The sequence below is a fragment of the Nocardia sp. NPDC001965 genome, assembly GCF_053594175.1.
Map to the genome: position 1 here is coordinate 183888 of NZ_JBSFDZ010000002.1, position 26225 is coordinate 210112.

The 26225-nt window shown below is 69.6% G+C and carries 24 protein-coding genes; 19 read left to right on the forward strand and 5 right to left on the reverse strand.

The annotated features are described in order from the left end of the window. The first annotated feature begins 382 nt into the window (after positions 1–382). The 4 genes from ACWCPQ_RS04720 to ACWCPQ_RS04735 are packed head-to-tail and all read left to right on the forward strand — an operon-like array spanning position 383 to position 4087. Positions 383–1630, forward strand: coding sequence for a methyltransferase domain-containing protein (locus ACWCPQ_RS04720; protein ID WP_449894743.1), 1248 nt, complete (start codon positions 383–385; stop codon positions 1628–1630). Beyond that, positions 1627–2409 carry a glucose-1-phosphate cytidylyltransferase gene (locus ACWCPQ_RS04725; protein ID WP_449894745.1) on the forward strand — a complete coding sequence of 261 codons (783 nt, stop codon included), beginning with the start codon at positions 1627–1629 and terminating at the stop codon, positions 2407–2409. The genes ACWCPQ_RS04720 and ACWCPQ_RS04725 overlap by 4 nt, the downstream gene beginning before the upstream one ends. Continuing rightward, the gene (locus ACWCPQ_RS04730; RefSeq protein WP_449894747.1) at positions 2409–3056 is read left to right on the forward strand and encodes a PIG-L deacetylase family protein; all 648 of its coding nucleotides are present in this window, start codon (positions 2409–2411) and stop codon (positions 3054–3056) included. The genes ACWCPQ_RS04725 and ACWCPQ_RS04730 overlap by 1 nt, the downstream gene beginning before the upstream one ends. Before the next feature lie 2 nt (positions 3057–3058). Further along, on the forward strand, positions 3059–4087 hold the full coding sequence (locus ACWCPQ_RS04735; RefSeq protein ID WP_449894749.1) for an NAD-dependent epimerase/dehydratase family protein: 1029 nt from the start codon (positions 3059–3061) through the stop codon (positions 4085–4087). Here ACWCPQ_RS04735 and rfbC read toward each other — a convergent pair. Beyond that, positions 4071–4634: a dTDP-4-dehydrorhamnose 3,5-epimerase gene (gene rfbC / locus ACWCPQ_RS04740; protein WP_449894751.1), complete on the reverse strand. Its 564-nt coding sequence runs from the start codon at positions 4632–4634 to the stop codon at positions 4071–4073. The two genes, ACWCPQ_RS04735 and rfbC, sit on opposite strands and share 17 nt — an antisense overlap. Before the next feature lie 14 nt (positions 4635–4648). Here rfbC and ACWCPQ_RS04745 point away from each other — a divergent pair, with 14 nt between their 5' ends. The 15 genes from ACWCPQ_RS04745 to ACWCPQ_RS04815 all read left to right on the forward strand — a co-directional run bounded on the left by ACWCPQ_RS04745 (position 4649) and on the right by ACWCPQ_RS04815 (position 21876). Next, the gene (locus ACWCPQ_RS04745) at positions 4649–5812 is read left to right on the forward strand and encodes a class I SAM-dependent methyltransferase (protein ID WP_449894753.1); all 1164 of its coding nucleotides are present in this window, start codon (positions 4649–4651) and stop codon (positions 5810–5812) included. A gap of 174 nt (positions 5813–5986) precedes the next feature. After that, on the forward strand, positions 5987–6823 hold the full coding sequence (locus ACWCPQ_RS04750) for a glycosyltransferase family 2 protein (protein WP_449894755.1): 837 nt from the start codon (positions 5987–5989) through the stop codon (positions 6821–6823). Between the two features lie 29 nt (positions 6824–6852). After that, complete coding sequence (locus tag ACWCPQ_RS04755) at positions 6853–7914, forward strand: glycosyltransferase family 4 protein (RefSeq protein ID WP_449895519.1); 1062 nt, start codon at positions 6853–6855, stop codon at positions 7912–7914. Beyond that, positions 7911–9065: a glycosyltransferase family 4 protein gene (locus ACWCPQ_RS04760; protein WP_449894757.1), complete on the forward strand. Its 1155-nt coding sequence runs from the start codon at positions 7911–7913 to the stop codon at positions 9063–9065. The genes ACWCPQ_RS04755 and ACWCPQ_RS04760 overlap by 4 nt, the downstream gene beginning before the upstream one ends. After that, complete coding sequence (locus ACWCPQ_RS04765; RefSeq protein WP_449894759.1) at positions 9062–10534, forward strand: lipopolysaccharide biosynthesis protein; 1473 nt, start codon at positions 9062–9064, stop codon at positions 10532–10534. Before ACWCPQ_RS04760 ends, ACWCPQ_RS04765 begins: the two co-directional genes overlap by 4 nt. Then, entirely contained in the window at positions 10531–11535 is a 1005-nt protein-coding gene (locus ACWCPQ_RS04770; RefSeq protein ID WP_449894762.1) for a CgeB family protein, read from the forward strand. The genes ACWCPQ_RS04765 and ACWCPQ_RS04770 overlap by 4 nt, the downstream gene beginning before the upstream one ends. Before the next feature lie 24 nt (positions 11536–11559). Further along, a complete protein-coding gene (locus ACWCPQ_RS04775) occupies positions 11560–12972 on the forward strand; it encodes a hypothetical protein (protein WP_449894764.1) in 1413 nt (470 codons plus the stop codon). Further along, positions 12969–14435: a protein tyrosine kinase gene (locus tag ACWCPQ_RS04780; protein ID WP_449894767.1), complete on the forward strand. Its 1467-nt coding sequence runs from the start codon at positions 12969–12971 to the stop codon at positions 14433–14435. Before ACWCPQ_RS04775 ends, ACWCPQ_RS04780 begins: the two co-directional genes overlap by 4 nt. Beyond that, the gene (locus ACWCPQ_RS04785; RefSeq protein WP_449894771.1) at positions 14432–15814 is read left to right on the forward strand and encodes a glycosyl hydrolase family 28-related protein; all 1383 of its coding nucleotides are present in this window, start codon (positions 14432–14434) and stop codon (positions 15812–15814) included. The genes ACWCPQ_RS04780 and ACWCPQ_RS04785 overlap by 4 nt, the downstream gene beginning before the upstream one ends. A gap of 1 nt (position 15815) precedes the next feature. Beyond that, entirely contained in the window at positions 15816–16376 is a 561-nt protein-coding gene (locus tag ACWCPQ_RS04790; protein WP_449894774.1) for a YdcF family protein, read from the forward strand. Positions 16377–16396: 20 nt separating this feature from the next. After that, the gene (locus tag ACWCPQ_RS04795; RefSeq protein ID WP_449895521.1) at positions 16397–17728 is read left to right on the forward strand and encodes a glutamate-1-semialdehyde 2,1-aminomutase; all 1332 of its coding nucleotides are present in this window, start codon (positions 16397–16399) and stop codon (positions 17726–17728) included. A gap of 83 nt (positions 17729–17811) precedes the next feature. Beyond that, positions 17812–18954, forward strand: coding sequence for a glycosyltransferase (locus tag ACWCPQ_RS04800; RefSeq protein WP_449895523.1), 1143 nt, complete (start codon positions 17812–17814; stop codon positions 18952–18954). Positions 18955–19259: 305 nt separating this feature from the next. After that, on the forward strand, positions 19260–20093 hold the full coding sequence (locus ACWCPQ_RS04805; RefSeq protein ID WP_449894776.1) for a GntR family transcriptional regulator: 834 nt from the start codon (positions 19260–19262) through the stop codon (positions 20091–20093). A 68-nt stretch (positions 20094–20161) separates the two neighbouring features. Continuing rightward, a complete protein-coding gene (locus ACWCPQ_RS04810; protein WP_449894778.1) occupies positions 20162–21598 on the forward strand; it encodes an amidase in 1437 nt (478 codons plus the stop codon). A 131-nt stretch (positions 21599–21729) separates the two neighbouring features. After that, positions 21730–21876 carry a hypothetical protein gene (locus ACWCPQ_RS04815; RefSeq protein ID WP_449894780.1) on the forward strand — a complete coding sequence of 49 codons (147 nt, stop codon included), beginning with the start codon at positions 21730–21732 and terminating at the stop codon, positions 21874–21876. Here ACWCPQ_RS04815 and ACWCPQ_RS04820 read toward each other — a convergent pair. From ACWCPQ_RS04820 to ACWCPQ_RS04835, 4 genes are read right to left on the reverse strand one after another with little or no spacing between them, the layout of a single operon-like run. Beyond that, positions 21861–22331 carry a hypothetical protein gene (locus ACWCPQ_RS04820; protein ID WP_449894782.1) on the reverse strand — a complete coding sequence of 157 codons (471 nt, stop codon included), beginning with the start codon at positions 22329–22331 and terminating at the stop codon, positions 21861–21863. The genes ACWCPQ_RS04815 and ACWCPQ_RS04820 overlap by 16 nt on opposite strands. Beyond that, a complete protein-coding gene (locus ACWCPQ_RS04825) occupies positions 22328–23935 on the reverse strand; it encodes a GMC family oxidoreductase (protein ID WP_449894785.1) in 1608 nt (535 codons plus the stop codon). Before ACWCPQ_RS04825 ends, ACWCPQ_RS04820 begins: the two co-directional genes overlap by 4 nt. Before the next feature lie 40 nt (positions 23936–23975). Further along, a complete protein-coding gene (locus ACWCPQ_RS04830; RefSeq protein ID WP_449894788.1) occupies positions 23976–25496 on the reverse strand; it encodes an aldehyde dehydrogenase family protein in 1521 nt (506 codons plus the stop codon). Between the two features lie 56 nt (positions 25497–25552). Continuing rightward, positions 25553–26215 carry a GntR family transcriptional regulator gene (locus ACWCPQ_RS04835; RefSeq protein ID WP_449894791.1) on the reverse strand — a complete coding sequence of 221 codons (663 nt, stop codon included), beginning with the start codon at positions 26213–26215 and terminating at the stop codon, positions 25553–25555. Between the last annotated feature and the right edge of the window lie 10 nt (positions 26216–26225).

The window sequence follows — 26225 nt, forward strand, 5'->3', positions numbered from 1 at the left end:
GTCCGCGACAGCAGATCACACGCTTTTTCCAGCAAGATCCGCCTCGAAAAGGCGCATACCGGCCGATCTTGTTGCAGAAGTATTGCCCCCAATGCCGCCGCGCACAAGTGGTGGAATGGCAGCGTCGGCCGGAGACCGGTCCGGAGCGGCATCGAATACGGTGGAATCACCCTTTTCGATTGGCCGCCATCGTCATACGGGGCCTGTTCGTTACGGGGTTTGCTGAACATATGCCATAGGTCACTTCCGCGGGAAAGTCTTCCCGGACCGTGTCGCAGATGCGCCGGATAGGTGCTATTTTTTCGGTCGATCGGCACAGAGAAGCTACTTCTCGGGGCTGCGGGGCGCCGCCGATGTACGTGACCGTTCGAGTGGAGCCCGAGTGCATTGTCGTTTGTGTGAGTCGTCCCGGCTGACCAGTGTGGTCGACCTGGGAGCGACACCTCCTTGTGAGAGTTTCCTCTCCGAGGAAGACCTAAACCTGCCGGAATCCACCTATCCGCTACACCTGCGCGTGTGCGCGGACTGTCTGCTGCTGCAGATCCCGGCGCTCATCACGCCGGAGGAGACGTTCACCGAATACGCCTACTTCTCCTCGTACTCCGACACCTGGGTCGAGCACGCGCGGGAATTCACCGGCACCGCCGCCGCCCGGCTGGGATTGGGCCCGGACTCGTTCGTCGTGGAGGTCGCCAGCAACGACGGCTACCTGTTGCGGCACGTGGTGGCGGCCGGAATCCCCTGCCTCGGTATCGAACCCTCGGCGAACGTCGGCGCCGCCGCCCGGACGGCCGGGGTACCGACGCTGACCGAATTCCTGACCGAGGATTCAGCGTGCCGGGTGCGCGCCGAATACGGCGCCGCCGATCTGGTGGTCGCGAACAATGTGTACGCCCATATTCCCGATCTGCGCGGATTCACCCGGGCGCTGCGGACTCTGGTCGCCGACGACGGATGGATCTCCATCGAAGTGCACTACGCGCGCGATCTCGTGCGGTACGGGCAGTTCGACACGATCTACCACGAGCATTTCCAGTACTACACACTCGGCTCGGCACAGCGGGCACTGGCCACGGCCGGCCTGGCGGTCGCGGATGTGGAAACACTCACGACCCACGGCGGGTCACTACGTATCTGGGCACGGCCCGCGGCCGTCGCCGAACCCACCGTCCGGGTGGCGGAACTGCTGGCGGCCGAGGCGGATGCGGGCCTGCACTCGGTGGCGGGCTACCGGTCACTGGGCGAACAGGCCGAACGGGTGCGTCAGGAACTACTGCGTTTCCTGCTCGACCAGAAAGCCGCCGGACGGCGCGTGGTCGGCTACGGAGCGCCGGGTAAAGGCAACACCCTGCTGAACTACTGCGGAATCCGTCCCGATCTGCTCGAGTACACGGTGGACCGCAACCCCTACAAACACGGCCGCCGTACCCCCGGTACCCGGATACCGATCCATCCGCCGGAGCGGATCGAGGCGGACCGGCCGGACTTCGTACTGGTACTGCCGTGGAATCTGGAGACCGAACTGACCGCGCAGTTACGTCATATCGGCGAATGGGGTGGACAGCTGGTGTTCCCGCTGCCGACCGTCCGGGTCGTCACACCTCGTCCGGTGGAGGTCGCCGCGCGATGAAGGTCGTGTTGTTCTGTGGCGGATACGGAATGCGGATGCGCAGTGGCGAGAACGACAGTCCGCCCAAGCCGATGCAGATGGTGGGCCCACGTCCGCTGATCTGGCATGTGATGCGCTACTACGCGCATTTCGGGCATACCGAGTTCATTCTGTGCCTCGGGTACGGCGCCCACCACATCAAGAATTTCTTCCTGAACTACCAGGAGACGATGTCCAACGATTTCGTCATCCGCGGCGGCCGGGTCGAATTGCTGCACTCCGATATCGCCGACTGGACGATCACCTTCGTCGATACCGGCCTGGAATCGGCCATCGGGGAAAGGCTCCGCCGGGTCCGCCCCCACCTCGACGGCGACGATATGTTCCTGGCCAATTATTCCGATGTGCTCACCGACGCACCGCTCGACCGCATGATCGAGCGGTTCACCGCCTCGGGAGCGGCGGCGTCCATGATGATCGTGCCGCCGCAGTCGTCGTTCCATTGCGTGGACGTGCTGCCCAGTGGCGAGGTAAAGCAGATCACCGCAGTCGGCAAACTCCCGATCTGGGAGAACGGCGGCTATTTCGTACTCACCCAGGAGATCTTCGACCATCTGCCCGAGGGCGGCGATCTGGTCGAAGACAGCTGCGGAGCGTTGGCCGCGCTGGGCCGACTCCATGGATATCAGCACGACGGGTTCTGGAAACCCGCCGACACGTTCAAGGAACGCGCCGAACTCGACGCCGGATATCACCGGGGCGACCGCCCGTGGATGGTCTGGGAGCGGGCCGCTTCGTGATGCCCCTGACCCCCGCGCGACTCACCGAGGTCGCGCTGCTCGGCGCGCACTGCGACGATATCGCCATCGGCATGGGCGCGACCCTGCTCACCCTGACCCGCGGAAATCCGGGTCTGCGGGTACGCGCACTGGTGCTCTCCGGCGGCGGCACCGCCCGGGCACAGGAGGAGAGCACCGCGCTCGGCCGGTTCTGCGCGGACGCCGAACTCGAACTGACGGTGCTGGACATACCGGACGGGCGCGCACCGGCGCACTGGGATCGGGTGAAGACCGCCCTCGCGGAATTCCGGCGCGGCACCGAGCCCGATATCGTCTTCGCCCCGCAGCGCGGCGACGCCCATCAGGACCACCGGTTGCTGGCCGAACTCGTGACCACCGAATTCCGCGACCATCTGGTGCTCGGTTACGAGATCCTCAAATGGGAGACCGATACGCCGCGGCCGGCGGTGCTGCATCCGGTGGCACCGGAGATCGCGGCGGAGAAGGCCCGGCTGCTGGCCGAATGCTATCCCTCACAAGCACCGCGCGACTGGTTCGACGACGCGGCGTTCCTGGGTTTGGCGCGGATCCGGGGCGTGCAGTGCCACACCGGATACGCCGAAGGATTCGAACTGACCAAGGCCGTGCTCGATCTGGGAGGTGTGTAGCGGTGCGGGTTCTCGTCACCGGTCATCAGGGATATCTCGGCACCGTCATGGTCCCGGTACTGCGGGCCCGGGGCCACGAGGTCGTCGGCCTCGACACCGGCTGGTTCGCCGACTGCGTGCTGGGTACCGCCCCGAAGGAGCCGCCCAGACTGGCGGTGGACCTGCGGGACGTGACGATCGGGCAGCTCACCGGTTTCGACGCCGTCGTACATCTCGCGGCGCTGTCCAACGATCCGCTGGGTGCCCTGGTCCCCGAGATCACCCACGACATCAACCATCACGCGTCGGTGCGGCTGGCCCGGCTGGCCAAGGAGGCCGGGACACGCCGCTTCCTGTACGCGTCCACCTGTTCGGTGTACGGCGCGGCCGGAGACGGCCTGGTCGACGAGGACGCGCCGCTGCGTCCGCTCACCCCGTACGCCGAGAGCAAGGTACGGGTGGAGGACGATCTCGCGGCCATGGCGGACACCGATTTCGCCCCGGTGTTCCTGCGCAACGCGACGGCGTTCGGGTTCTCGCCGCGACTGCGCGCCGATATCGTGCTCAACAATCTGGTCGGCCATGCCGTACTCGACGGAGTGGTGAAGGTGCTGTCGGACGGCACACCGTGGCGGCCACTGGTGCACGCCGCCGATATCGCCGAAGCGTTCGCGGTGTGCCTGGAGGCTCCGGTCGAGGCGATCCGCTCGCGCGCCTACAACATCGGTACCGAGGCCAACAACCGCACCGTCGCCGAGATCGCGGCTGCGGTGGCGGAGGCGGTACCCGGATCCGAAGTTCTGATCACCGGGGAATCCGGTGCCGATCCGCGGTCCTACCGGGTCGATTTCGGTGCGGCGCGGCGCGATCTGGGCTTCGAGGCGCGCTGGTCGATCGCCGCGGGTGCCGCGGAGCTGTACACGGAGTACACCGCCGGCGGATTGACAGCGGCGGATTTCACGGGACGCTTCGTCCGCCTGGCGCGACTGCGGGAGCTCGGTGATTCGGGTGCGGTCGACGCGACGCTGCGACGGGTCAGGACGGGTGTGTGAGATGGGTTTCCAGCAGTGCCCGCCAGCTGCCCGCGGCTCGATCGCGCGCGGAGACCAGCGTCACTTCCTGCGGCCAGTTCAGGTTCAGGTCGGGATCGTCGTAGGCGACGGCGAGGTCCTCGGCCGGATCGTGCGGCCGGTCGATGCGGTAGCAGACGTCGGCGGTGTGGGTGAGCGCCTGGAAACCGTGCAGGAAACCGGCCGGCACATAGAGGTGGCGGAAGTCGGCGTCGTCGAGCAGGAAGGCCTGGCTGCGCCCGAAAGTGGGCGATCCGGGACGGATATCGACGAGGATGTCGTGCACCGCACCGTGCGCGCAGCGCACCAGTTTGGCTTCGCCGCGGCCGCCGCGGCCGTGCATTCCCCGGACCACACCGCGCGCCGAGCGCGACTGCGAATCCTGGACGAACGCGGCGGCGACGCCCGGACCCACGTGGGCGTCGAAGATCTCGGCGTCGAAGGTGCGGGTGAACAGGCCGCGGTCGTCGCGGAACGGTTCGGGCACCAGGATCAGCACATCGGCGAGTTCCGCCTGTTCGATTCGCACCGGGTGATGGTGCCATGAGCGGGCCCGGGGCAGCGCACGGTGGACGGGCGGCCGTACTGGACGTGCCCTCGGCCGATCCCGCGGGCTGCCGGGTGTGCCGTGCCGAACGGCTGGTGCCGGTGCTGGATCTCGGTGCGATGCCGGCCGCGGATCACTTCCCGTCGGCCGATTCCGATCCGCACCCCGGCGAGGCCGCGCATCCGCTGGCCATGGTGATGTGTCACTCCTGCGGGCTGGCGCAACTCGCCCACGACGATACGGTTACCGCCGAACCGCGCGGGGTGGAGCCGCGCGCGCTGCGCGAACAGGCCGCCGACGCGGTGCGCCGAGTGTCCGGTGCCGCACTGCTGCGCGGCCGCACCGTGCGCGAATTCGCCAGCCCGCACGGCGGCAGCTGGCTGGAACTGCTGGCCGACCGTGGTTTCACGGTCACCGGAGGACCCGCCGATGTAGTGCTGGACTCGTTCGGTCTCATGCACGAACGCGATCAGGCGGCGGCGGTCGCCGGGCGGACCGCGGCCGTGGCGCCGGGCGGGGTGCTGCTGTTGCAGTACCACCCGCTGCACACGATCGTGACTCAGGGCCAGTGGAACGCGCTGCGGCACGGACATTTCGCGTACTACTCGCTGCGGGTGCTGCGTGACATGCTCGCGACCGCCGGGATGTCGGTGGTCACCGTCTGGGATTTCGAGCTGTACGGGGGCACGGTACTGCTCGCCGCGGTACACGGCGAGACCGCACCCGACGACTCGGTGCGGCGGGTCCTGGACCGGGAATCCGAGACCGACGACCCGGACGCACTGAACGGGTTGCAACGCGCGGCCGACGACCACACCGAGAGTCTGCGGGCGATCCTGGAAACGGCGGCCGCGCGCGGCGAGCGGGTATACGCCTACGGGGCGGCCTCGCGGGCAGTGGCCCTCTTCTGCCGGGCCGGCATCCGACGCGAACTGCTGGCGGGTGTCGCCGACGCCGCACCGGGCAAACAGGGCCGGCGGATGCCGGGCACCGACATACCGATCATCGCTCCGGCGGACCTGCTCGCCGCCCGGCCGGACCGGGTGCTGCTGACGGTGCCGGACCTGTTCGCCGAAGTATCCGAACGCTTCCCGGAGCTGGCCGGACGCTGGGTACTGGACGAACCCGGTCACGGCACGCGGGAGCGGCCCATCCGGTAACGCTCGCGAATACCGCCGGGTGTGCGGACCACTGCCCCTTCGCACGCCGGCCGTTCCTCGAAAACCACCCGCTCCGGCTACCGGAAATCTCCGGTCCCCGGTTGCCGAACAGTTCCCCGCCGATACGCCGAGACCTCTCGGCGTATCCCGCCCATTCCATCGAAAGGATCCCCAGTGGTCAGCGTGTCGGTCTGTGTCCCGGCCTACGAGGCCGCGCGGACGCTCGAACAGACGCTGCGTTCGATTCTGAGCCAGGACCTCGACTTCGAACTGGTGGTGCTCGACAACGCGAGCGCCGACGCCACCGGTGAGATCGCCGCGTCGTTCGACGACCCGCGGATCCGGATCGAACGCAACGCCACCACGCTGGCGATCGGAGACAACTGGAATCGTGCGATCGCGTTGTCCACCGGCGACCTGGTGAAAGTGGTGTGCGCCGACGACATCCTGCTGCCCGGGTCGCTCGCGGCGCAGCTCGAGGTGATGAAAGATCCGGCGTTCGCCATCAGCTCCAGCCGGTTCCAGGTGATCGACGAGCAGGGTGCGCTGGTGGAGACCGGGCTCGGCCTGCCGGGTCTCGACGGAGTCCACACGTCCCGCACCCTGGCCCGCACCATCGTGCGGCGGGGTCCCGCCGATTTCGGGCCGACCGCCGCGGCGATGTTCCGGCGCGAACATTTCGACCGGGTCGGCGGGTTGCGCGGGGACCTGGTGTTCCCCATGGACGTGGATCTGTTCGCGCGGGTGGGGCAGTTCGGCTTGTTCTTCGGTCTGCCCGACGTCGCGGCGGCGTGGCGGGCCTCGTCGTTCAATCTGTGCGCGCGCACCTCGACGGTGAGCAAGCTCAGCGAAACACTGCGCTTCCATCACCGGCTGGCCCGGGACTGTCCGCTGCTGCTCTCGCCACTGGATGTGACGATCGGTGATCTGCGACTGGCCCGGACCGCACTGGAACGGTTGCGGGTGCGGGCGGGACAGTTCCTCGGCGACCGCATCGGGTCGCGCCGATGACAGCGACGAGCGTGCCGCCGCGCGTCCATATGACCGGCTCGGAATGGTTCGGTACCACACCGGGCGGCCTGAACCGCTATTTCACCGACCTCTTCGGAGCCCTGCGCACTCGCCCCGGGATCGAGGTATCGGCCGCCGCGTTCGGCACCGCACCGGCGGGCGGCCGGTCGTGGGGACCCGCCGACGGCTCCACCTGGCACCGGGCACGTGCCGCGTTCCGCGACCGGCCGGTCCCGGCGCCCGGTCGACCCGCAGTCCTGGACCGGCATTTCGCGCTGTACGGGCCGCCAGCACGCGACAGCCGCGCCCGCCACCTGGTGGTGCATTTCCACGGGCCGTGGGCCGCGGAGAGCCGCGCGGCCGGCGGCGGTGCGCTGGCCGCCGGTGCGAAATACACGCTGGAACGCCTGCGGGCCCGGCCCGCCGACCGGTTCGTGGTGCTGTCCGCGTATTTCCGGGATCTGCTGGTACACGACTACCAGGTGCGACCGGAGGCGGTGGCGGTGATCGCGCCGGGTGTCGATCTGGACCGTTTCCGCCCGGCACCGGTGCCCGAGCCCGACGCGCCGGTGGTCCTGTGCGTGCGCCGACTCGAACACCGCATGGGTATCGACGTCCTGTTGCGTGCGTGGCCCGCGGTGCGTTCCGCCCACCCCACGGCCCGGTTGGTACTGGTCGGCACCGGGAGCGCCGAGGCCGGGCTGCGGGAACAGGCCCATGGTCTGGGTGCGAGTGTCGCGTTCACCGGCCGGGTCACCGATACCGAGCTCACCGGCTGGTACGCGCGAGCGGCGGTCACCGTGGTGCCCTCGGTGGCGCTGGAGGGATTCGGGCTGATCGCGCTGGAATCGCTGGCGGCGGGCCGCGCACCGGTCGTCACCGAATGCGGCGGTCTGCCCGATTCCGTCCGCGACCTGGATTCCTCGCTGATCGTCCCCCCGGGCGACGCCGACGCGTTGGCCGCCCGGCTCGCCGCCGCCCTCGACGGCGCGGTACCCGGCCCCGACCGCTGCCGGGCCCATGCCGAGACCTTCTCCTGGGCTGCCGCCGCCGACCGGCATATCGCTCTGTACCGGGAGCTCACCGGATGATCCGCGCCGTATTCCTCTCCCATACCGCCGCGCCCTCCGGTGCCGAACTCGCGACACTGCGACTGCTGACCGCACTCCGCGCGGGCGGCGCGGTGGATCCCTCGGTGCTGCTCACCGCACCGGGGCCGCTGGTGGACCACCTGCGCGCGCGACGGATACCGGTCACGGTCTGCGGTAACGCCTTCGACAGCACCGCGCTGCGCGTCGCCGGGTCCGGACCGCTGCGGTTGCTCACCGGAGCGGCCGGTCTGATCCGGCTGGGGATCCGGCTCGGGACGATCGTCCGGTCCGACGGCGCCGACGTGGTGGTCGCGCAGAGCACGAAGGCTCTCCTCATGGGCGCGGTGGCCGCACGCCGCGCGGGGGTGCCGCTGGTCTGGCAGGTCCACGACCGGGTCAGCGGTGAATACTTCGGCCCGATACTGGCCTTCGCCCTGCGGCTGCTCGGCTGGACCACCGCGCGCGGCATGATCGCCAACAGCCGGTCCACCCTGCGCACCCTCTACACCCGGGGCCGGGTCGCGGTGATCGCCTATCCGGGCGTCGAGCCCATCGCGAACCCGTCCCGGGTGCCGCAGCGCGAACCCGAGGCGGTACGGATCGCCCTGGTCGGACGACTCACCCCGTGGAAGGGTCAGGACGTCCTGCTGCGCGCGCTGCCCCTGCTGCGCCACCGGCCCGCCGCGGTCCAGCTGGTGGGCGGTACCTTCTTCGGCGAACAGGACTACCGGGCGGCGCTGGAACATACTGCCGCCCGGCTGGACTCGCCGGTCGAATTCACCGGCCATGTGGACGATCCCGGCCCCTACTTCGCGCGGGCCGATATCGCGGTGCACTGCTCGGTGATCACCGAACCGTTCGGCCAGGTCGTGGTCGAGGCCATGACCGCCGGATGCGCGGTCGTGGCGGCCGACGCGGGCGGCCCCACCGAGATCGTCCGGCCGGAGATCGACGGCCTGCTCGTCCCACCCGGTGACCCGGTCGCGCTCGCCGCCGCACTGGACCGGCTCGTGGCCGATCCGGCGCTGCGCAGCAGGCTCGGCGCGGCCGCCCGCGAGCGCAGCGCCGAGTTCGGTATCGCGGCCACCGCACAGGCGGTCGCCGGACTGCTCGGCGAGGTCACGGCACGGCGGGCGGTACGCGCCCGATGAATCCGCCCGACCAGCACACCATCCCGATCCGGATCGTCCACCGGCACTATCCCGTGTCGATGGACGGCCTGCGCGTCCCCGACTACGATCTGCCGACCGAGATAATTCCGGCCTTCGCCGACTGGCCGACCGAGAAACTTCCGGTGATCACGGTCGTCCCACCCGTCGATCCGGGCCCGCGGACCGGATCGGCGCGGATCCGCGAACTCGCCACGGTGCTGCGCGATATCGCCTACGTCAGTTTCGGGAAGTACGGCCAGTACCTGGTCACCGTGGCGACACTGCCGCTGATCGCCCGCCTGCTCGGCGCGTCCGGGATGGGTCTGCTGGCCATCGGGATGTCGGCGTACTTCCTGGGCTCGCTGATCGTGGATCTGGGGATCACCTCCTATCTGGCCGCACGCGTCCAGGAGTCGGGTACCGACCGGGACGTGGTGAACCACACCCGGGGTACCTACCTGGCCATCCGGGGCGGCATCCTCGGAGTGCTCGCGGTGGCGCTGGTGACGGCGGTATCCGCGGGCGCGCCGGAGTACCTGGGCATGGTGTTGCTGGGGTTGTTCGTCGGTGGTTTCTGGTCGATGTCGGAGGACTGGGTGCTGATCGGCCAGGGCCGGTTCGGCGCGTCCACGCTGTACCAGTCGATCGCCCGGGTCGGCTACCTCGTCCTGCTCCTCACGCTGCTGCCCCGGTTCCCCACCGCACCGATGGCGATGTTGTGTCTGCTCGGTTCCTCGGTGATCAGCCTCGCGCTCACCTGGTGGGATACCTGGCGCGGGTTCGGCGCCCCCGGGCGGCCGCGCGGGGCATGGAAACTCGTCCGCGCGGCGCTACCGGTGGTGACGGGGCGCCTGCTGGTCACCAGCTACGGGCAGGGCGCGGCCGCGGTGTACGGCGCGGTGCTCAACGCGGCCTCCCTCGGCCTCTATTCCGCCGCGGACCGATTGGTGCGGGCGGTGCAGTCGCTACTGGATCCGATCGGTTTCGCCCTGCTGCCCCGCATGGCCGCACGCGGCGGCGACGAGCGGTTCTGGCCGGCCGCATTGCGCGCACTGGCTGTCTGCGTGGCGGCGGCGTGCGTGGCGAGTGCCGCGCTGTGGGTGGCGGCCCCGCTGGTGATCGGACTGGTGTTCGGCGACGAATTCGGCGGGGCGGCCGGGGTGTTGCGCCTGGAAGCGCTCATCCTGCCGGCCACCACGGTCACCTCGTTCGTCACCACCGCGATCCTGCCGGTTCGCCAGGACACCGTCGGGGTGCTGATCGGATCGGCCACCGGCACGGTCGTCGCCGCGTGCGCCCTGCTGCTCACCCTGCGTACACATTCGGTGTGGACGCTGGCCGCCGGGATCGTGGCCGCGGAATTCGCGGTGGCCATCTGGTATCTCGCGCGCATGCGCGCACTGATCGTGCGGGAACGCGCCGCGGGCAGCCCCCTGCCCGCCGACGCGCAGAGGAGAAGGACGCGATGAGGATTCTGTTCGTCGGCGACGACTGGCTCGGCAGCAACGCCCGCTCGCTCGCCGAGGGGTTCCGCCGGCTCGGCCACGAGGTGATCGTGGTCGACTCCACCCCGGTGACGCTGCCGCCGCGGCTGTCACCGTCGTGGTCGTACGCGAAAACCGGTGAGCGGCGCGCGCCGTGGACGGTGGACCGGGTGCACACCCGGCTGGAGCGGGCGGCCGCCGAACTGCATCCCGACCTGGTGTTCGGTTTCAAATCGGTATTCCTGGACCAGCGCCGGCTGCTGGAGATCCCCGCCGCGATGCATGTGCACTACAGCCCCGACGACGTCTCGAATCCGGCGAACACCACCGCGGATTACCTGGCACACGAATCGGAATGGGACATGGTGGTCACCACCAAACGGCACAACCTGCCCGAACTCGCCGGCCGCGGAGTTTCCCGGACGCTGTTCGTGCGCAGTGCCTACGACCCGGCCTGGCATCATCCGGCGGCCCGGCGCGGCACCCGCCAGTTCCTGGTCGGCTTCATCGGGGCCTGCCGCCCGGACCGGCGGCCCGGCATCGTCTCGCTGGCACGCACCTACGGGTCGCAACTGCTGGTGCGGGGCCCCGGGTGGCGCCGGGTGCGGCAGTTGCAGACGACCCGCGCCGCCGTCGCGGGTCCGGTGTACGGCGAGGATTTCGCGATCGCGGTCGCCTCGGTGACAGCGAATCTGGTGCTGCTCAACTCCGAGAACCGCGATACGCACACCTGCCGCACTTTCGAGGTACCGGCCTCCGGTGGGCTCTTCGTCGGCGAACGCACCGACGAACACGCCGAACTGCTCGACGACGGAACCGAGGCGTTCCTCTTCTCCAGCCGGGACGAACTCGACGAGATACTCGAACGCTGCGCGTCCTACCCCGATCAGGCGGCCAAAACCGCCGAAGCCGGGTTCCGGCGGATCGTCGAGGGCGGGCACACCTACACCGATCGGGCGAAGGAGATCCTGCGTGCGCTCGAATGATTCACCGGCCGTGGGACGGTGCCGATGCTGATCCCGCACCTCGTCACCTCGAACGGACCGCTGCTGGTGGTCGTCGCGGCGCTGGCGACGATGGTGATCGCCGCCCTGCTCACCCACGGGGTGCTGCGAGTCCTGCTGATCGCGCAGGCACTGTACTGGGCGATGTCCTATGTCGCGCGCCCGGTGGTGCTGCTGATCGTGCGTCCCGAACCGCATTTCGGCGACAATGTGGCCGACCCGCGCCTGGCCGATATCGGTTACGACGTGGGTATCGAAGCGGCACTGCGACCGGTTGCGTTCGGGCTCACCGGGTACGCGCTGATCGTCCTCGGTTTCGTGCTGTGGACGCGGCGCCGGCCACGGCCCACCCGCGCCCCGCTGGCCGGTGATCCGGATCTGATCGCGACCCTCTGGGTGCTGTACGTGCTGGGTACATTCGCCCGCCTGCTCAGCGTCGCCTCCGGCGCGGCCGGACAAGCCGGTGACGTGCAGAGTTCGTCGCCGGTCCTGTCCCTGCTCACCATGCCCGCTACCCTCGGTGCGGTCGGGCTGATCGTCTTCGCCCGCCCGCCGCGGGAATCCGCGACGATCGCCGTTCTGGGTGTGCTCATGGTGGGTGAGCTGTGGTGGACCACGGCCACGGAATCGAAGACACCGATCCTCGGGGCGGCGCTGGCGGTGGCGGTGCGATTCGCGCTCACCGGGTGGACCCGGGCGAAAGTACTCGGGATCGGTGCGGTGTCGGTGACCGGTATCGCCGGATTCGACACACTGCAGTCGCTGAAGACCTCACCGTATCTCCGCGCCGAGGCAGCCGCTGTCGACGGCGCCTACCCCGCGGGGGTGCGGCCGTTCCTCAGCCTGCTCCGCCGGTTCGACCTGCTCGAAGCCGCGACCGACGCCTACTACATCGGACCGTACTCGTGGCTGAGCCCCGGCGAGGTGATGGGGCATCTGGCCCGCAGTATGGTGCCCGCCCAGCTGCTGGCAGAGGAGAAACTGCACGCCGGAACCGCCTGGGCGACCGAGGTACGCGGCGCCTCGGTCGATATGAGCCAGGTATCGGTATCGCTGGCCGAGGGCAATATCAGTGAGGGGTACGTGATCGGCGGCCTGCCGGGGGTCGTGGTCGGCGTCGCGTTCACCGCGGTCGTCCTGGTGGGGTGGGCGCGGTCGCTGTACACGCGCCATCTGGTGCCGGTGCTGTTCGGTATCGCGTTGATCGAGGTCCCGGTGGTGTTCGAGCGCGGCATGCTCGGCAGCGCCGAAACACTCGGCAAATATCTGCAGGTCGTGATCCTGGCGTGGCTGGTGCGGCTGGTGGTGGGGCACTGGCGGCGCGCACACGGACCGCCCGGCACACCTGATCGAGAACTACCGGCCGGCCCCGCCGTGGCACCGGTCGGCGCGAGCGTGGGAAGTGAAGGAAGACAATGATGGAACTGCCCGACTACCTGCGCCTGCTGCGCCGCTACTGGGCGGCGCTGCTGGCGGGTACCGCACTCGGTGTGGGCCTGGCCGCATACCAGGTCGAATCGACACCGGCGACGTACACGGCCACCAGCACCCTCTACATATCGATGGCGACCGGCACCTCGGTCGCCGACTCCTACCAGGGCGGTCTGGCCGCCCAGCAGCGGGTGCGGTCCTATCTGGAGCTGATCAGCAGCGACCATGTGGTGGACCGGGTCATCGGCCAGCTCGGCCTGAATCTGGACCGCGAGGAACTGCGCGCCGCGATCGCCGCCGACACTCCACCGGCGACTTCGCTGATCCGGGTATCGGTGACCGATGAGGACGCCGAGACCAGCCGGGTCCTCACCGACCAGGTGGTCGCCCAGTTCCGCGCCCTCGTCGACGAACTGGAGACCATCGAGGTCACCGCCGCCCCGGCCGCGCGGGTCGCGGTGGTCGACGCGGCGCAGGCCCCCGCCGAGGCGAGCGGTCCGGGCGGCTCCCGGCAATACGCGGTCGGCGCGATCGCCGGGCTGCTGCTCGGCGCGGCCGTGGCGTATCTACTGGACCGGCTGAACAGACGGATACGCGACGGCGCGGAACTGACCGCGCTCGGACAGCCCGTCCTGGGCACGGTCGCGCTCGGCACCCAGCGGGAGTCCGCCGACCTGCGGGCGCTGCGGGCCCGGCTGCCCGAGGCCGGGCGTCTGGTGATCACCGCACTGGACGGGCGCTCGGAACCCGCGCTGGTGCTCGGTGCCGGATCGGTGCTCGGTGCCACCGGCGCCAAGGTTCTGGTGATCGACGCGAACACGGCCGGCGACGGTGTTTCCACCCTGCTGCCCGAGTCCGTGGTCCAGCCGGCGGCGCCCAACAGCGATTGGCCGGTCCGCGATCCGCATCCGTCCCGGGAACTGGTGACCGCCGCGTCCGGCCGTACCTCGGCAGTGGTCCGCGGCGAGATCTTCGATCCGCCCACGGTCAAACTGGATGTGCGCAAGACACCGGCCCTTCCGCTCGACGATCTCCAGGCGCGCACCCCGGCCGTCCCCACCGAGACCGGTGCGCGCGCAGCCGAAGGTCTGGCCGCCGTCCTGCGTGACGATATCCACGTCGACGAGGCGTTCGTTCCGTGGCCGGAGCGGTCGGTGGTCGTGCTCGCACTCGGCAGGGCCGACGAGCGCACGCCGGATCTGCTGGCCTCCGCGCGATTCGAAGCACTGCTGGGCGAGGTCGGCAAACGCTTCGATCGCGTGGTCGTCGATATCGCGCCCACCGATGCCGCGGCCGTGGCCGCCGACCCGGCGGGGACGGTCGGTGTGGTCCGGCTCGGTGGACGCCGCGACCGGGTCGAGTCGGCAGTGTCCGGGTTGATCGCGGCCGGCGCGACGGTATCGGGTGTGGTGGCGGTGGCGCCGCGGCGGACCTGGTGGCGGCGGTCGTGAGCGAAACACATCGGGCGAAGCCGGCCGACCGGGCCCGGATCCAGCGGCGGGATCTGCTCGCGGCCGGGCTGGGTGCGGCCGGAATCGGCGCGGTCACCGTACCCCTGGCCGCCTCGGGCCGCCCACCCGCGCCGATCGTGATGGCCTCCGGGACTGCGTCGCCGACCGTCCGCGATATCCGGGACTTCGGAGCCGTCGGCGACGGAAAGGCCGACGATACCGAGGCATTGGCCACCGCGTGCCGTACCGACGGCACCCCGCCGGTGGTGTACCTCCCGGCCGGCGAGTACCGGATCACCGCCTGGCCGGACCTCCCGGACCACTCCGTCGTGTACGGCGACGGGGCGGATGTCACCACGGTGTTCTGCGATCGCGACACCACTCTGGTCGATCTGGCGGGTAAACAGCGGATCCGTTTCGCCCGCATGGGTTTCTACCTGTCGGGTCCCAACGCGACAGCGATCCGTCTCGCGGAATGTTTCCGCTGCAGTTTCGACACGGTCCTCATCCGCGGTAACCACCTCGCCGACAACTGGCCGCGCTACGCGGGACAGAAAGGCGTGGTACTGGAGGCGAATACCGGCGGCACCTCGTTCATCGATTGCGATATCAACAATTTCGGGGTCGGGCTGAGCACCTCGTGTATCCAGAACTACGTCACCTCGTCGAAGTTCTCCGGTAACCGCATCGGCGTCCTGGGCACCGGCAACGATCACAATGCCGGATTGGCCCTCACCAACAGCGAATTCGTCTCCGACAACGACCCGGCGACGACCGACCGTCATCTGTTCGTCGACGGCGCCGCCAACAACTGGTGGCTCACCAACATCTGGTTCGAGGGTGCCGATATCGCCGTGCAGGTGGGGGTGGCCGGTCAGGGCGGACCGTCGCAGTTCGGGATGGTGAACTGCAAGGTCGCGGCCCGGTCGTGCGATATCGACCTGGTCTACTGCCGCCAGCCGTATCTGGCGAATATCGCCTTCGACGCCGATCCCGGCGGCAGCCCCACCGAGCTGCGGATCGCCGAGGCCGGCTGCCCGGAGGGTATCGCCGTCAATCTGGTCTCCGGTGCGGGCACCGAGATCGCACCCCGAGTGTTCCCCAGCAACTGGCAGGTCCTCGGTCGCGGTCAGACCCACCGGCCGACCTTCACCGGTCCGGTCACTGCCCGGGCCGACGGTGCGGAGGAGATCCTGCGGGCCGTGGCACCCGACGGCGCCGGGCTGGCCTCGGTGCTGGCCAGCGGTGCATGGGTATCCGACCGTGCCGATGCCGGAGTCGTGCTGCGGGATCCGGAGGGCGGGTACTGGCGGCTCGTCGTCTCCCCCGACGGCGCCCTGCGCACCGCGCCGCTGGGCCGGGACCGTCCGGACCGGTGAGATGACCACGTATTCCGCCGCCGCGCATCGGCGGCCGTGGCAGGCCGCCGGTGCCGCGCTCGTCCTGCTCGTTCTCGCGGCCGTGGCCGGATGGCCGGTGTTCGTCCGGCCCCAGGTGGATCCGTTGCGGCCGGCGGACGCCATCGTGGTGCTCGGCGGCACGCCGTACGAACGGTTCGATATCGGACTGGAACTGGCCCGGCGGCACTGGGCACCGGAGCTGCTGATCTCGGCGTCGACCGGGCTCGACGATCCACGGATGGACCGCTACTGCCACAGCCCGTTCCCGTTCCGCGTGACCTGTTTCGAACCCCGCCCGTGGACCACCCGTGGTGAGGCACAGGAGATACGCCGGTTGGCGGCGGCCGAGGGCTGGCGGCACATCATCGTCGTCACCTTCACCCCGCACGTCTCCCGGGCCCGCTATATCGTCGGCCGCTGCTTCGACGGCGAGATCACCATGGTCGCCAGCCCGAGCCGAACCGATCCGGTGTTCCGGGCCTGGATGTATGTGCGGCAGAGCGCCGGATATCTGAAGGCCTTCACCGAGTCCGGCTGCTGAGCCGGGAAGGAGCGAGTGTGATCACCGATTTCGGCCGCAGCGACCGCGCCCAGGCTCGGTTGCACGAGCTGGTGCCCGGCGGCGCGCACACCTACGCCCGCGGGTCCGACCAGTACCCGGAGCGGATGGCCCCGGTCCTGGTCCGCGGTCACGGCTGCCGGGTCACCGATTGCGACGGCAACGAATTCGTCGAATACGGGATGGGCCTGCGATCGGTCACCCTCGGGCACGGGTACCGTCCGGTCGTCGACGCGGTCGCGGCGGCCATCGCCGACGGGGTGAACTTCTCCCGGCCCACCGTGCTCGAGCTCGCGGCCGCCGAGGATTTCCTGGACCTGGTACCGGGCGCGGAGATGGTGAAATTCGCGAAGAACGGTTCCGATACCACCACCGCCGCCGTACGCCTGGCGCGCGCGGTGACCGGGCGGGTCACGACAGCCGTCTGCGCGCAGCCGTTCTTCTCGGTCGACGACTGGTTCATCGGGACGACCGCGATGTCGGCCGGTATCCCCCGGCAGCCGACCGTCTCCTTCCCCTACGGCGATCTTCCGGCCCTGGAGCACCTGCTGGCCGGACGGGAGATCGCCTGCGTGGTCATGGAAGCCGCGACCGCCCTGCACGAACCCCCGCCCGGCTACCTGGCGGGCGTCCGCGCCCTGTGCGACCGCTACGGGACCCTGCTGGTGTTCGATGAGATGATCACCGGATTCCGGTGGGCGGCCGGCGGCGCGCAGCAGGTATACGGTGTGGTCCCCGACCTGTCGTGCTGGGGCAAGGCCATGGGCAACGGTTTCCCGATCGCCGCCCTGGCCGGGCGCCGCGAATACCTCGAACTGGGAGGCCTGCGGACCGATGCTGCCCGAGTCTTCCTGCTGTCCACCACGCACGGCCCGGAAACCGGTGCGCTGGCGGCCTTCCGGGCCGTGGTGCGCGCCTATGCCACCACCGATCCGGTGGGCCGGATGGAACACGCCGGTCGGCGGCTGCGGGCCGGGATCGAACGGATCACCGCCGAGCTCGGTATCGGCGAACACCTCCGCGTCGCGGGTCGCCCGTCGTGCCTGATGTTCCACACGCTGGACCCGGACGGCAACCCCTCCCAGGAGTTCCGCACCTTGTTCCTTCAAGAACTCCTGCGCCGCGGGGTTCTCGGACAGTCGTTCGTCACCTCGGCCGCCCATACCGACCGGGATATCGACCACACCGTCGAGGCCTGCCGCGATGCCGCGGTGGTCTACCGGCGCGCCCTCGAACAGGGATCGGTCGCGGGTCTGCTCGACGGACGGCCCGTGGCTCCCGCTCTGCGCGCCCGCGCGGCGCCCCGGCGTCTCACCGAGGAGGTAGTGCGGTGACCGCACCGGCTCACGACCCCGGACCCCGGACCACCGAGGTCCCGCCGACGGCAGGCGGCGGATCCACGGCGCGGCGCCCGCGGGTGGCCATCGTGCACGAGCGATTCACCGAATACGGCGGGTCGGAAGCGGTTGTCGGGGAATTGGCCCGCACCTGGCCGCAGGCGCGGGTTTTCGCGCCGATCGTCGATGCCGCCGCCGCGCCGGCGATCGCCCACCCACCCTGGGACACCGTATCCGGCACCTGGCTGTCCCGCGCTTACGCCGCGACCGGCCGGCGTTCGCACGCGCCGCTGCTGCCGCTGGTCCCCCGGGCGCTGCGCCGCCTGCCGCTGCGCGGTGAATTCGACGCGGTGGTGGTCAGCCATCACGCTTTCGCCACGCAGGCGGTCTTCGCCACCGATGCCCCGGTGATCGCATACGTGCACAGTCCCGCCCGCTGGGCCTGGGATCCCGCCTTCCGGGCGCAGGAAGCGGACAGCCGCGCCGGACGCGCGGCCCTGGCCGCTCTCGGCGGTCTGGCCCGCCGCACCGAAACCGCCGCGGCACCGCACCTCACGGCGGTGATCGCGAATTCGCACGCGGTGGCCGACCGGGTCCGGAGCTGGTGGGGCCTGCCCGCCACCGTCGTCAATCCCCCGGTTCGCCTGGATCGCTTCGCCACCGATCCGACGGTGCCGCGCGAGGATTTTCTGCTGTTCGCCGGCCGCCTGGTCCCCTACAAGCGCCCCGACCTTGCCATCCGCGCCGCGCAACGCGCCGGGGCGCGCCTGGTGGTGGTCGGTGACGGGCGGTACCGGCGCCGGCTCGAAGCGCTCGCGGGTCCGGAGACCACGTTCCTGGGCGCCGCGCCGGATGAGGTGCTGGTCGAGATGTACCGGCGCTGCCGGGCCCTGCTGATGCCCGGAGTGGAGGATTTCGGGATCGTTCCGGTGGAAGCGATGGCCTGTGGAACACCGGTCCTGGCTGTCGGTGCGGGCGGATCGCTGGACACCGTGGTACCCGGTCTCAGCGGCGCCCATATCGCGGTCGGCGTCGACGACGAGGTCGTCGACGGTTTCGCGGCGGCGCTGCGCGACCACTCCACCACCGACCTCGATCCGCTCCGGATCCGCGCCCACGCGGAATCGTTCGGCCCCGAGATGTTCCGTGCCCGCATGGCCGAGACCGTGACCCGCGTACTCGCGGACCTCCCGTCCGTCCACCCCTCTCCCGAGATCGTTTGACGTGACTGCGCCGCCGCGCTCCGGCAGGAGTCGTCGCGAACATTGTTTGATGCGCATATCTACGTATCGCCAGTTCTTTAGGTCCGGTCTGCTCGCGATCGGACTCGGCCGGGTGCCGCAGGTCCGCGTAACTGCGCCCCGCGCCCCGCGCCACCCGGCACACTCGCTCCTCCACCACCGCACAACCCACCGATCCCCGAACGAAACAGCAGGTAGAAGGCGCGCCGGCCCCGTCCGCCGGGGCGTAACCACAGGTTTACCTCCGGTCCTTGTCGCGTAACCGGCTCTCGTCGCACGCTACGACCATGCATCCCACCGCGGAACATTCCGAACGCCTCTCCCCCGGTGACTCGGCACCCGGCCGGTCGGTCTTCGATGAACAGGTCCGGCGCCTGCTGCCCACCTCGGCCCAGCTCACCGCCCGGCGCCTGCGCGACCTACTGCGCGCCGAACTGCGGTCGGGTGCGTTCGGCGCGGGCCGGTTGCCCGGCGAATCGGAACTGATGACCCGGCACCGGGTCTCCCGTGACGTGGTCCGGGCGGCGCTGGATCTGCTGCGCCGCGACGGTCTGATCGAACGCCGGCGCGGGCTGGGGACGGTGCCCATCCGGGAGGAATATGTGGTGGCGGGCTCGATTCCGCCGGCGGGCCGGTCGCTGGAGGAGCATCTGGCGCTGGGCCGGATCTCGCCACGACTGCTGCACTGGGCGTGGACACCGGCGCCGCCGGTCATCGCCGCGCACCTCGGCGATGTGGACGTCGGCGCGGACTGCCTGTGTATCGAATACGTCCTGCTGGTCGACGACCGGCCGCTCGCCGTCTTCACCAACTATCTGCGGGCCACCGAGGCAGCCGGTATCGATCAGGCGACCTTCCGTGACGATTTCTACGCGCTGCTGCATTCCGGAGGTGTCCACATCACCGGATGTGATGTGGGGGCGCAGGCCGCCCGGGCCGACGACTGCGCGGCCGCGCTCCTGCATGTACTGCCCGGCGAACCCGTGCTCCTGGTCGAGCAGACCATCCGCGACAGCGCGGGCACTGCCGTGGATTACGCACTCGGGGTCTGCCGGGGCGAGATCCAACTCGAGATCGGCGGCATTCCACGGATCGATATGACCCGCTCACTGCCGCGTTGAATCACCCACCCGCCGGTTCCCGCGAATTCGCACCACCGGAAAACGCGCCACCGCAGAACGAGGACCCGATGACAACCACAGTCCCGGCCGCATTGCCCACGCTGACCGAGGCGGCCGCCGCGCTGCGCCGCCGTGAGACCACCGCGACCGAACTCGTCGAGTCGGCGCTCGCCGCCGCCGACACCGCCGATGCCGAGCTCGGGGTCTATCTGACACGTTTCGACGACCGTGCCCGCGCGGCCGCGGCCCGCACCGACGCGAAGATCGAGGCGGGGCTGCCGATCGGCCCGCTCGAAGGAATTCCGCTGGGGGTCAAGGATATTCTCGCCTGTTCCCACGGGCCCACCACAGCGCAGAGCCTGGTGCTGGACCCGGCGTGGGCAGCCACCGTCGGTGACTGCACGGTCGTGCGGCGGCTCGAACAGGCGGGTGCCGTGGTGACCGGTAAGACGACCACCATGGAATTCGCCATCGGCGCCCCCGACCCGGACAAACCGTTCCCCGTGCCGCGCAATGCCTGGGATCCGGCCCGCTGGGCCGGCGGTTCGAGTTCGGGTTCGGGTAGCGGTGTCGCCGCCGGGATGTTCTGCGCCGCGATCGGCACGGATACCGCGGGCAGTATCCGGATCCCGGCGGCCTACAACGGGATCACCGGGCTGAAGCCGACCTTCGGACGGGTCCCGAAATCCGGTGTGGTGCCGCTGGGTTACACCCTCGACCATATCGGCCCGATGGCGCGCAGTGCCGCCGATTGTGCCGCGGTCCTCGCCGCGATCGCGGGCCACGACACCTCCGATCCCTACAGCTCCCCCGCACCCGTCGCCGATTACACCGGGGCGTTGACCGGTGACCTGCGCGGTGTCACCGTCGGCGTCGACGATCTGGATCGCTACGCGGCCGGTGGTATCGATCGCGCCCAACCGGAGCTGTTCCGGGCCGCGATCGAAGCCCTGCGGGAATCCGGCGCCACCGTCGTACCGGTCGAGGTGCCCATGTATCCGGAACTCACCGCCGTCGATATCGTCGTCATGCTCGCGGAGGCACACGCCTACCATCGGGACACCCTGCGCACTCGGTGGAACGATTACGGCCGGGCGACCCGCATCATCCTCGCCGGTGGCGCGGCCACCAGTGGCCCGGACTACGTTCAGGCCCAGCGGGTCCGGCGGATCGCCGCGCAGCGGATGGCCGAACTGCTCGGCACCGTGGATCTGGTGGTCACCCCGACCGGGCACCTGGGCGCGCCCGCGCTGGCCGCCCTCGATCCGCTCGACCCGCTCGGCGTCCTGCCCTCACTGCACACGCCGTACTGGAATCCGCTGGGTAATCCGACGCTCGCCGTACCGATCGGATTGTCCGACGACGGCACGCCGCTGTCGATGTCGATCTCCGGCGCCCTTTTCGCGGAGGCCGCGGTCCTGCGCGCCGGCGATGCTTTCCAGCGCCGGACCGGCCACCACCTCCAGCGCTCCGCCGCACCGGCTCCGACAGCCACCACTCGCTGACATCCGCCCGCCCGGCCCCCAGGGGCCGGGAACTCGATTCGATCACCGGAAAGGAGGAAGCAGCGCGGTCGGCAGTCGGCTCGACGGCTACGTTTCGCCAACCGGGCAGAACGTGCGCGCTGCGACTTCGAATGAACACTGATACCTGGTCCGACGATGCCGAAGAGAACACCGCGGTCGAGGCGATGTACCGCATGGTGGCCGAGATGACCGCGGTGCTGAACGGATTCGACGGCGCACGCTTCACCGACCCGAGCGGCGGCTACCGCGTCGGCTGAGCCGGATCCCGGCGCACAGCCGGAGTGGGCCGGTAGACGGGGCCGCGGTCGCGGACCACCTGCAACGGTCCGTCCTCGGTGTACTCCCGTTGCTGTTCTCCCGCCTGGGGTTCACCGATCTGACCGTGATACCCCAATCGTGCGCGCACCCGTGGGCTCATCAGATAAGCGCCGGCGATCACGAAAGTCAGCAGCTGGAACCGGCCGGGTTCGGCGACGGCGAGGGATTCGCAGAATTCGCGCGGATCGCGATCCCTGGACTCCCGCAGGATCGCCCGGAATCCCGGGACGAGATCCGGGCGCAGCGCGAGCACCTCGTCGAGGAACCGCGCGGCGACCCCCGCTTCGTCGGCGGACAGTTCTCCGTCCTGCGCCGGGATCAGTTCCTCACCCAGGAGATAGGCGGCTTCGCGATCGTCGTCGGTGAGTTCGGCGGCCGATGGTGTGACCGTCATTTCTGCCCCTTGGTCTCGATGAGATGCCTGCTGCTCCACAGGGCCAGCGCGGCCTGGGTGGCGGCCGGGTTCACTCCGCCGCTGGTCACCCAGGTGCTCGAATCGAAGACGAACAGGTTGTCGATATCGTGGGTGCGCCCGTACCGGTCGGTGACCGAGGTGCGTGGATCATCACCCATCCGAGTGGTTCCCATCAGATGCCAGCCGCTCTCCTTCACCATCGGGCCGACGATGGTCTCCACCGCGCCCGCCGCCTCGAAGGATTCGACGGCCCGCTGCGCATGCCATTCGAGCATGGCCCGCGAATTGTCGTCGGTGCGGTATTCGATTCGCGGTGCCGGCAATCCGTCCGAATCGGACATGGTGGCGGACAGAGTGACCCGGTTGGATTCCATCGGCAGGTCCTCGGCGACAATGCTCCACATCGGCGTATGCCCGAGCCGGCTGCGCAGGGTCGTATGGAAATCCTCGAACCACATCGGGGCATCGGATTGCGACCACGGGTAGGAGCGAGTGATCCCGAGCGGCCCGCCGGTGGGTTGCAGACCCCATTTGGCGCCGCGGACGAACCCGCGGGATTCGTCGGTCTCGTAGAACTGCATCGACGAGATCTGCTGGCCCCAGGATCCGGCCGTGGTGCCGAGATCCTGTTCGAACACCCCGGCCACCGCGCCGAACGGATGCATCATGAGATGGGTGCCGACCAGACCGGAGGAGTTCGCGAGTCCGTCGGGGTGATCGGCGTCGGCGGACATGAGCAGGAGCCGGGGCGTACCGAGACCGTTGGCGCACAACACCACCGCGTGCCCGAACACGGCGTCGATACGACCCTCGCGGTCGATGTACTCCACACCGGTCGCGCGGCCGTTCTCGGTGAGGATGCGGGATGCGCGGGCGCCGGTGACCAGCTGCGCGCCGCGGCTCAGGGCCGCGGGCCAATGGGTGAGATCGGTGGAGGCCTTCGCGCCCTCTGGGCAGCCCGCCATACACGTTCCGTGCTGACGGCACGGTTTCAGATCGCGATAGACGGTGGTCGAGATCGCGTTCGATCCGGGCCACCAGTGCCAGCCGAGGTCGTTGAGCGTATCGGCCATGAGCCGGCCGGCGGCCCGGATCGGCACCGGCGGATTGGGCGGCCCCTCCCCGGCCGGATAGGCGGGATCACCGGCGAGCCCCGATACGCCCAGTTGCCGTTCGGCTTCGACGTAGAAGGGCGCCAGTTCCTCGTAGGAGATCGGCCAGTCGGCGGCGACACCGTCGAGTGACCGGACCCGGAAATCGCCGGGGGTCAACCGATGCCATTTGGCGGAATACAGCACTGTCCCGCCGCCGACGCCGTTCCACATCAGCGGGCTGATATCGGAATCGGTGTCGTCGACCGGATAGTCGGCCTCGGCCCGGCGAGTGTTCGGGTTCCGGGCCCAGTGCCGATCCGCGGTGACCTCGAAATCGGCGAAATCGGCGCGTGCTCTGCTGTAGTCGGGCCAGTCGCCCTGCTCCAGGCACACCACCGACAGGCCGGCCGCGGCGAGTTCGGCGGCGGTGATCCCGCCGGCGAGACCGGCACCGACCAGGACGACGTCGACGGGGTTCTGTCGATTCATTGCAACACTTCCACTTTCACAACTCGAGCATTGGCGGCCGTCACCGATGCCAGGTGACGACCTTCTCGACCGACATCTCCCGGACGGCCGATTCCGGGCCCTCCTTTCCGTAACCGCTGCCCTTGATACCTCCGTAGGGCATGTTGTCGGCGCGATAATTGGCGCAATCGTTCACATGGACACCTCCGGCTTCCAGGGCACCGGCGAGGTATTCGGCGGTATCCAGCGAAGCGGTGAACAGTCCGGTCATCAAGCCGAAGTCCAGCGAATTCGCCGCCGCCACCGCCTCGGCCAGCGTGTCGACCGGGTACACGGCGACCACCGGACCGAATGCCTCCGCCCGGCTGATCTCGGCATCCGCCGACGGGTCGAGCAACACTGTGGGGTGCACGATGCCGTCGCGGACCCCGCCGGTCAGCACGGCCGCGCCCCGGTCGCGAGCATCGCGGATCAGCGCGTCGAGCCGCCGGACCGCCTGTTCGGAGATCACGGTGCCCACCTCGGTCGCCGGGTCGTAGGGATCGCCGACCGTGAGAGCGGCTGCGGCGGTGGCGATCCGGTCGGCGAGAGCCGCGGCCACGGAGCGGTCGGCGAACACCCGCTGCACCGAGATACAGGATTGCCCGGACGACACCATCGCACCCTGCGCACAGCGCGCCGCGGCCTGTTCGAGATCGGCGTCGGCGGCGACGATGGTCGCGGTGTTGGAGCCGAGTTCGAGCACGGTCCGTTTGAGCAGCGCACCCGCCACCGCGGCGATCTGCCGGCCGACCGCGGTACTGCCGGTGAAGGAAACCAGCCGGACGTCGGGATGTTCGACCAGGAGTTTCCCGACCTCGGCGTCCCCGTTGAGCACACTGATCGCCGCCGGCGGCCAGCCCGCGTCGACAGCGTATCCGGCCAGGGACAGAGCCGACAACGGTGTGACATCACTGGGTTTGAGCAGTACCGGGCAGCCGGCCGCGATCGCGGCGGACAATTTGTGCACGGCGAGCAGGAACGGGAAATTGAAACCACAGATCGCGGTGACCGTTCCGACCGGCTCCCAGCGGGTGTAGGCCCGGCGGCCGCGTCCCGAGGGCACCGCGTCGACCGGTATCTCACGACCGGTCAGTCCGGCGGCGGCGTGCGCGGCCGCACGCAGTGTCGCGACCGCGCGATCGACCTCGCCGATCGAGTCCCGGACGGCCTTGCCGACCTCCCGGGTGATCACCTGGGCGAGTATCGCGCGGTCGGCCGCGACCGCGTGGGCCATCGTTTCGAGAACAGCGGCCCGCGCATGCCGATCGAGCTGTGCGCATTCCGATCGCGCGTTCTCCGCGCAGGAGGCGGCCTCGGCGACCAGACTTCGGTCGGCCACCGCGACGGTGTAACGGTCGGCCCGGTTCGCCGGGGAGACGAGTGTGGTCACCGTGGCACTGTGGCGGAGCATGCCGCCGACCACGAGCGGAGCCGGGAGGGCCGCCGCCCCGGCGAGGAACCGCTGCGGACCGAGTGCTGCGGCTCCGGCCGGTTCGGTCGTCGCGCCGGGTCCGGCAACGATATCGGCGCCGATGGTCATGGCTCTCCTCGAATGGGTTCGGGACGGTCGGTTCGGATTCGGAACGGGGGATCGCGTCAGTCGGCGCGGGCGAGCCGGTTCATCAGCACCGACCGGGCCGCGAGGATATGGGCGTGCTGCACGCTCGCCGCCCAGTCCGGGTCGCCCGCGTTCAGCGCGTCGACGAGTAGGTGATGTTCCTGCAGTGTCTTGTCCATCTCGGCCCGGGTGTAGATGAAGAAGATCCGGTGCATGAGCGGTACATGGGTGACCCCGGTGAGCGCCGCGACCAGCCGCGGGCTTCCGCAGGAGTGGAAGACCAGCTGGTGGAACTCGAAGTTCAGCTCCCCGAGCAGATGCCGGTCCGGTTCGTCCTCGGCGGCGAGCCGCGTCATCCGGGCGGCGAGGTCGGCGAGCTGCCCGATCGGCAACTGTTCCGAACGCATCGCCGCCCGTCGCGCCGCGAACGACTCCAGCAGCGCTCGCAGCTGGTAGATCTCGTCGATCTCCTCCTGGGACCAGCGGGGCACCTCGAATCCGCCGGCCGGCCGGGCGTCGAGCAGCCCCTCGGCGCTGAGCAGCTGGAACGCCTGCCGTACCGGAGTACGACTCATCCCGAGCCGGGCCGCGACATCGACCTCGCGCAATCGCTCCCCCGGTTCGATCTCTCCGTTGAGGATCCAGGTGCGTACCTCGGCGACAGCGTTACGGGTCAGTTCGCTCGACCGGGATGTGTTCATCGCTGACCTT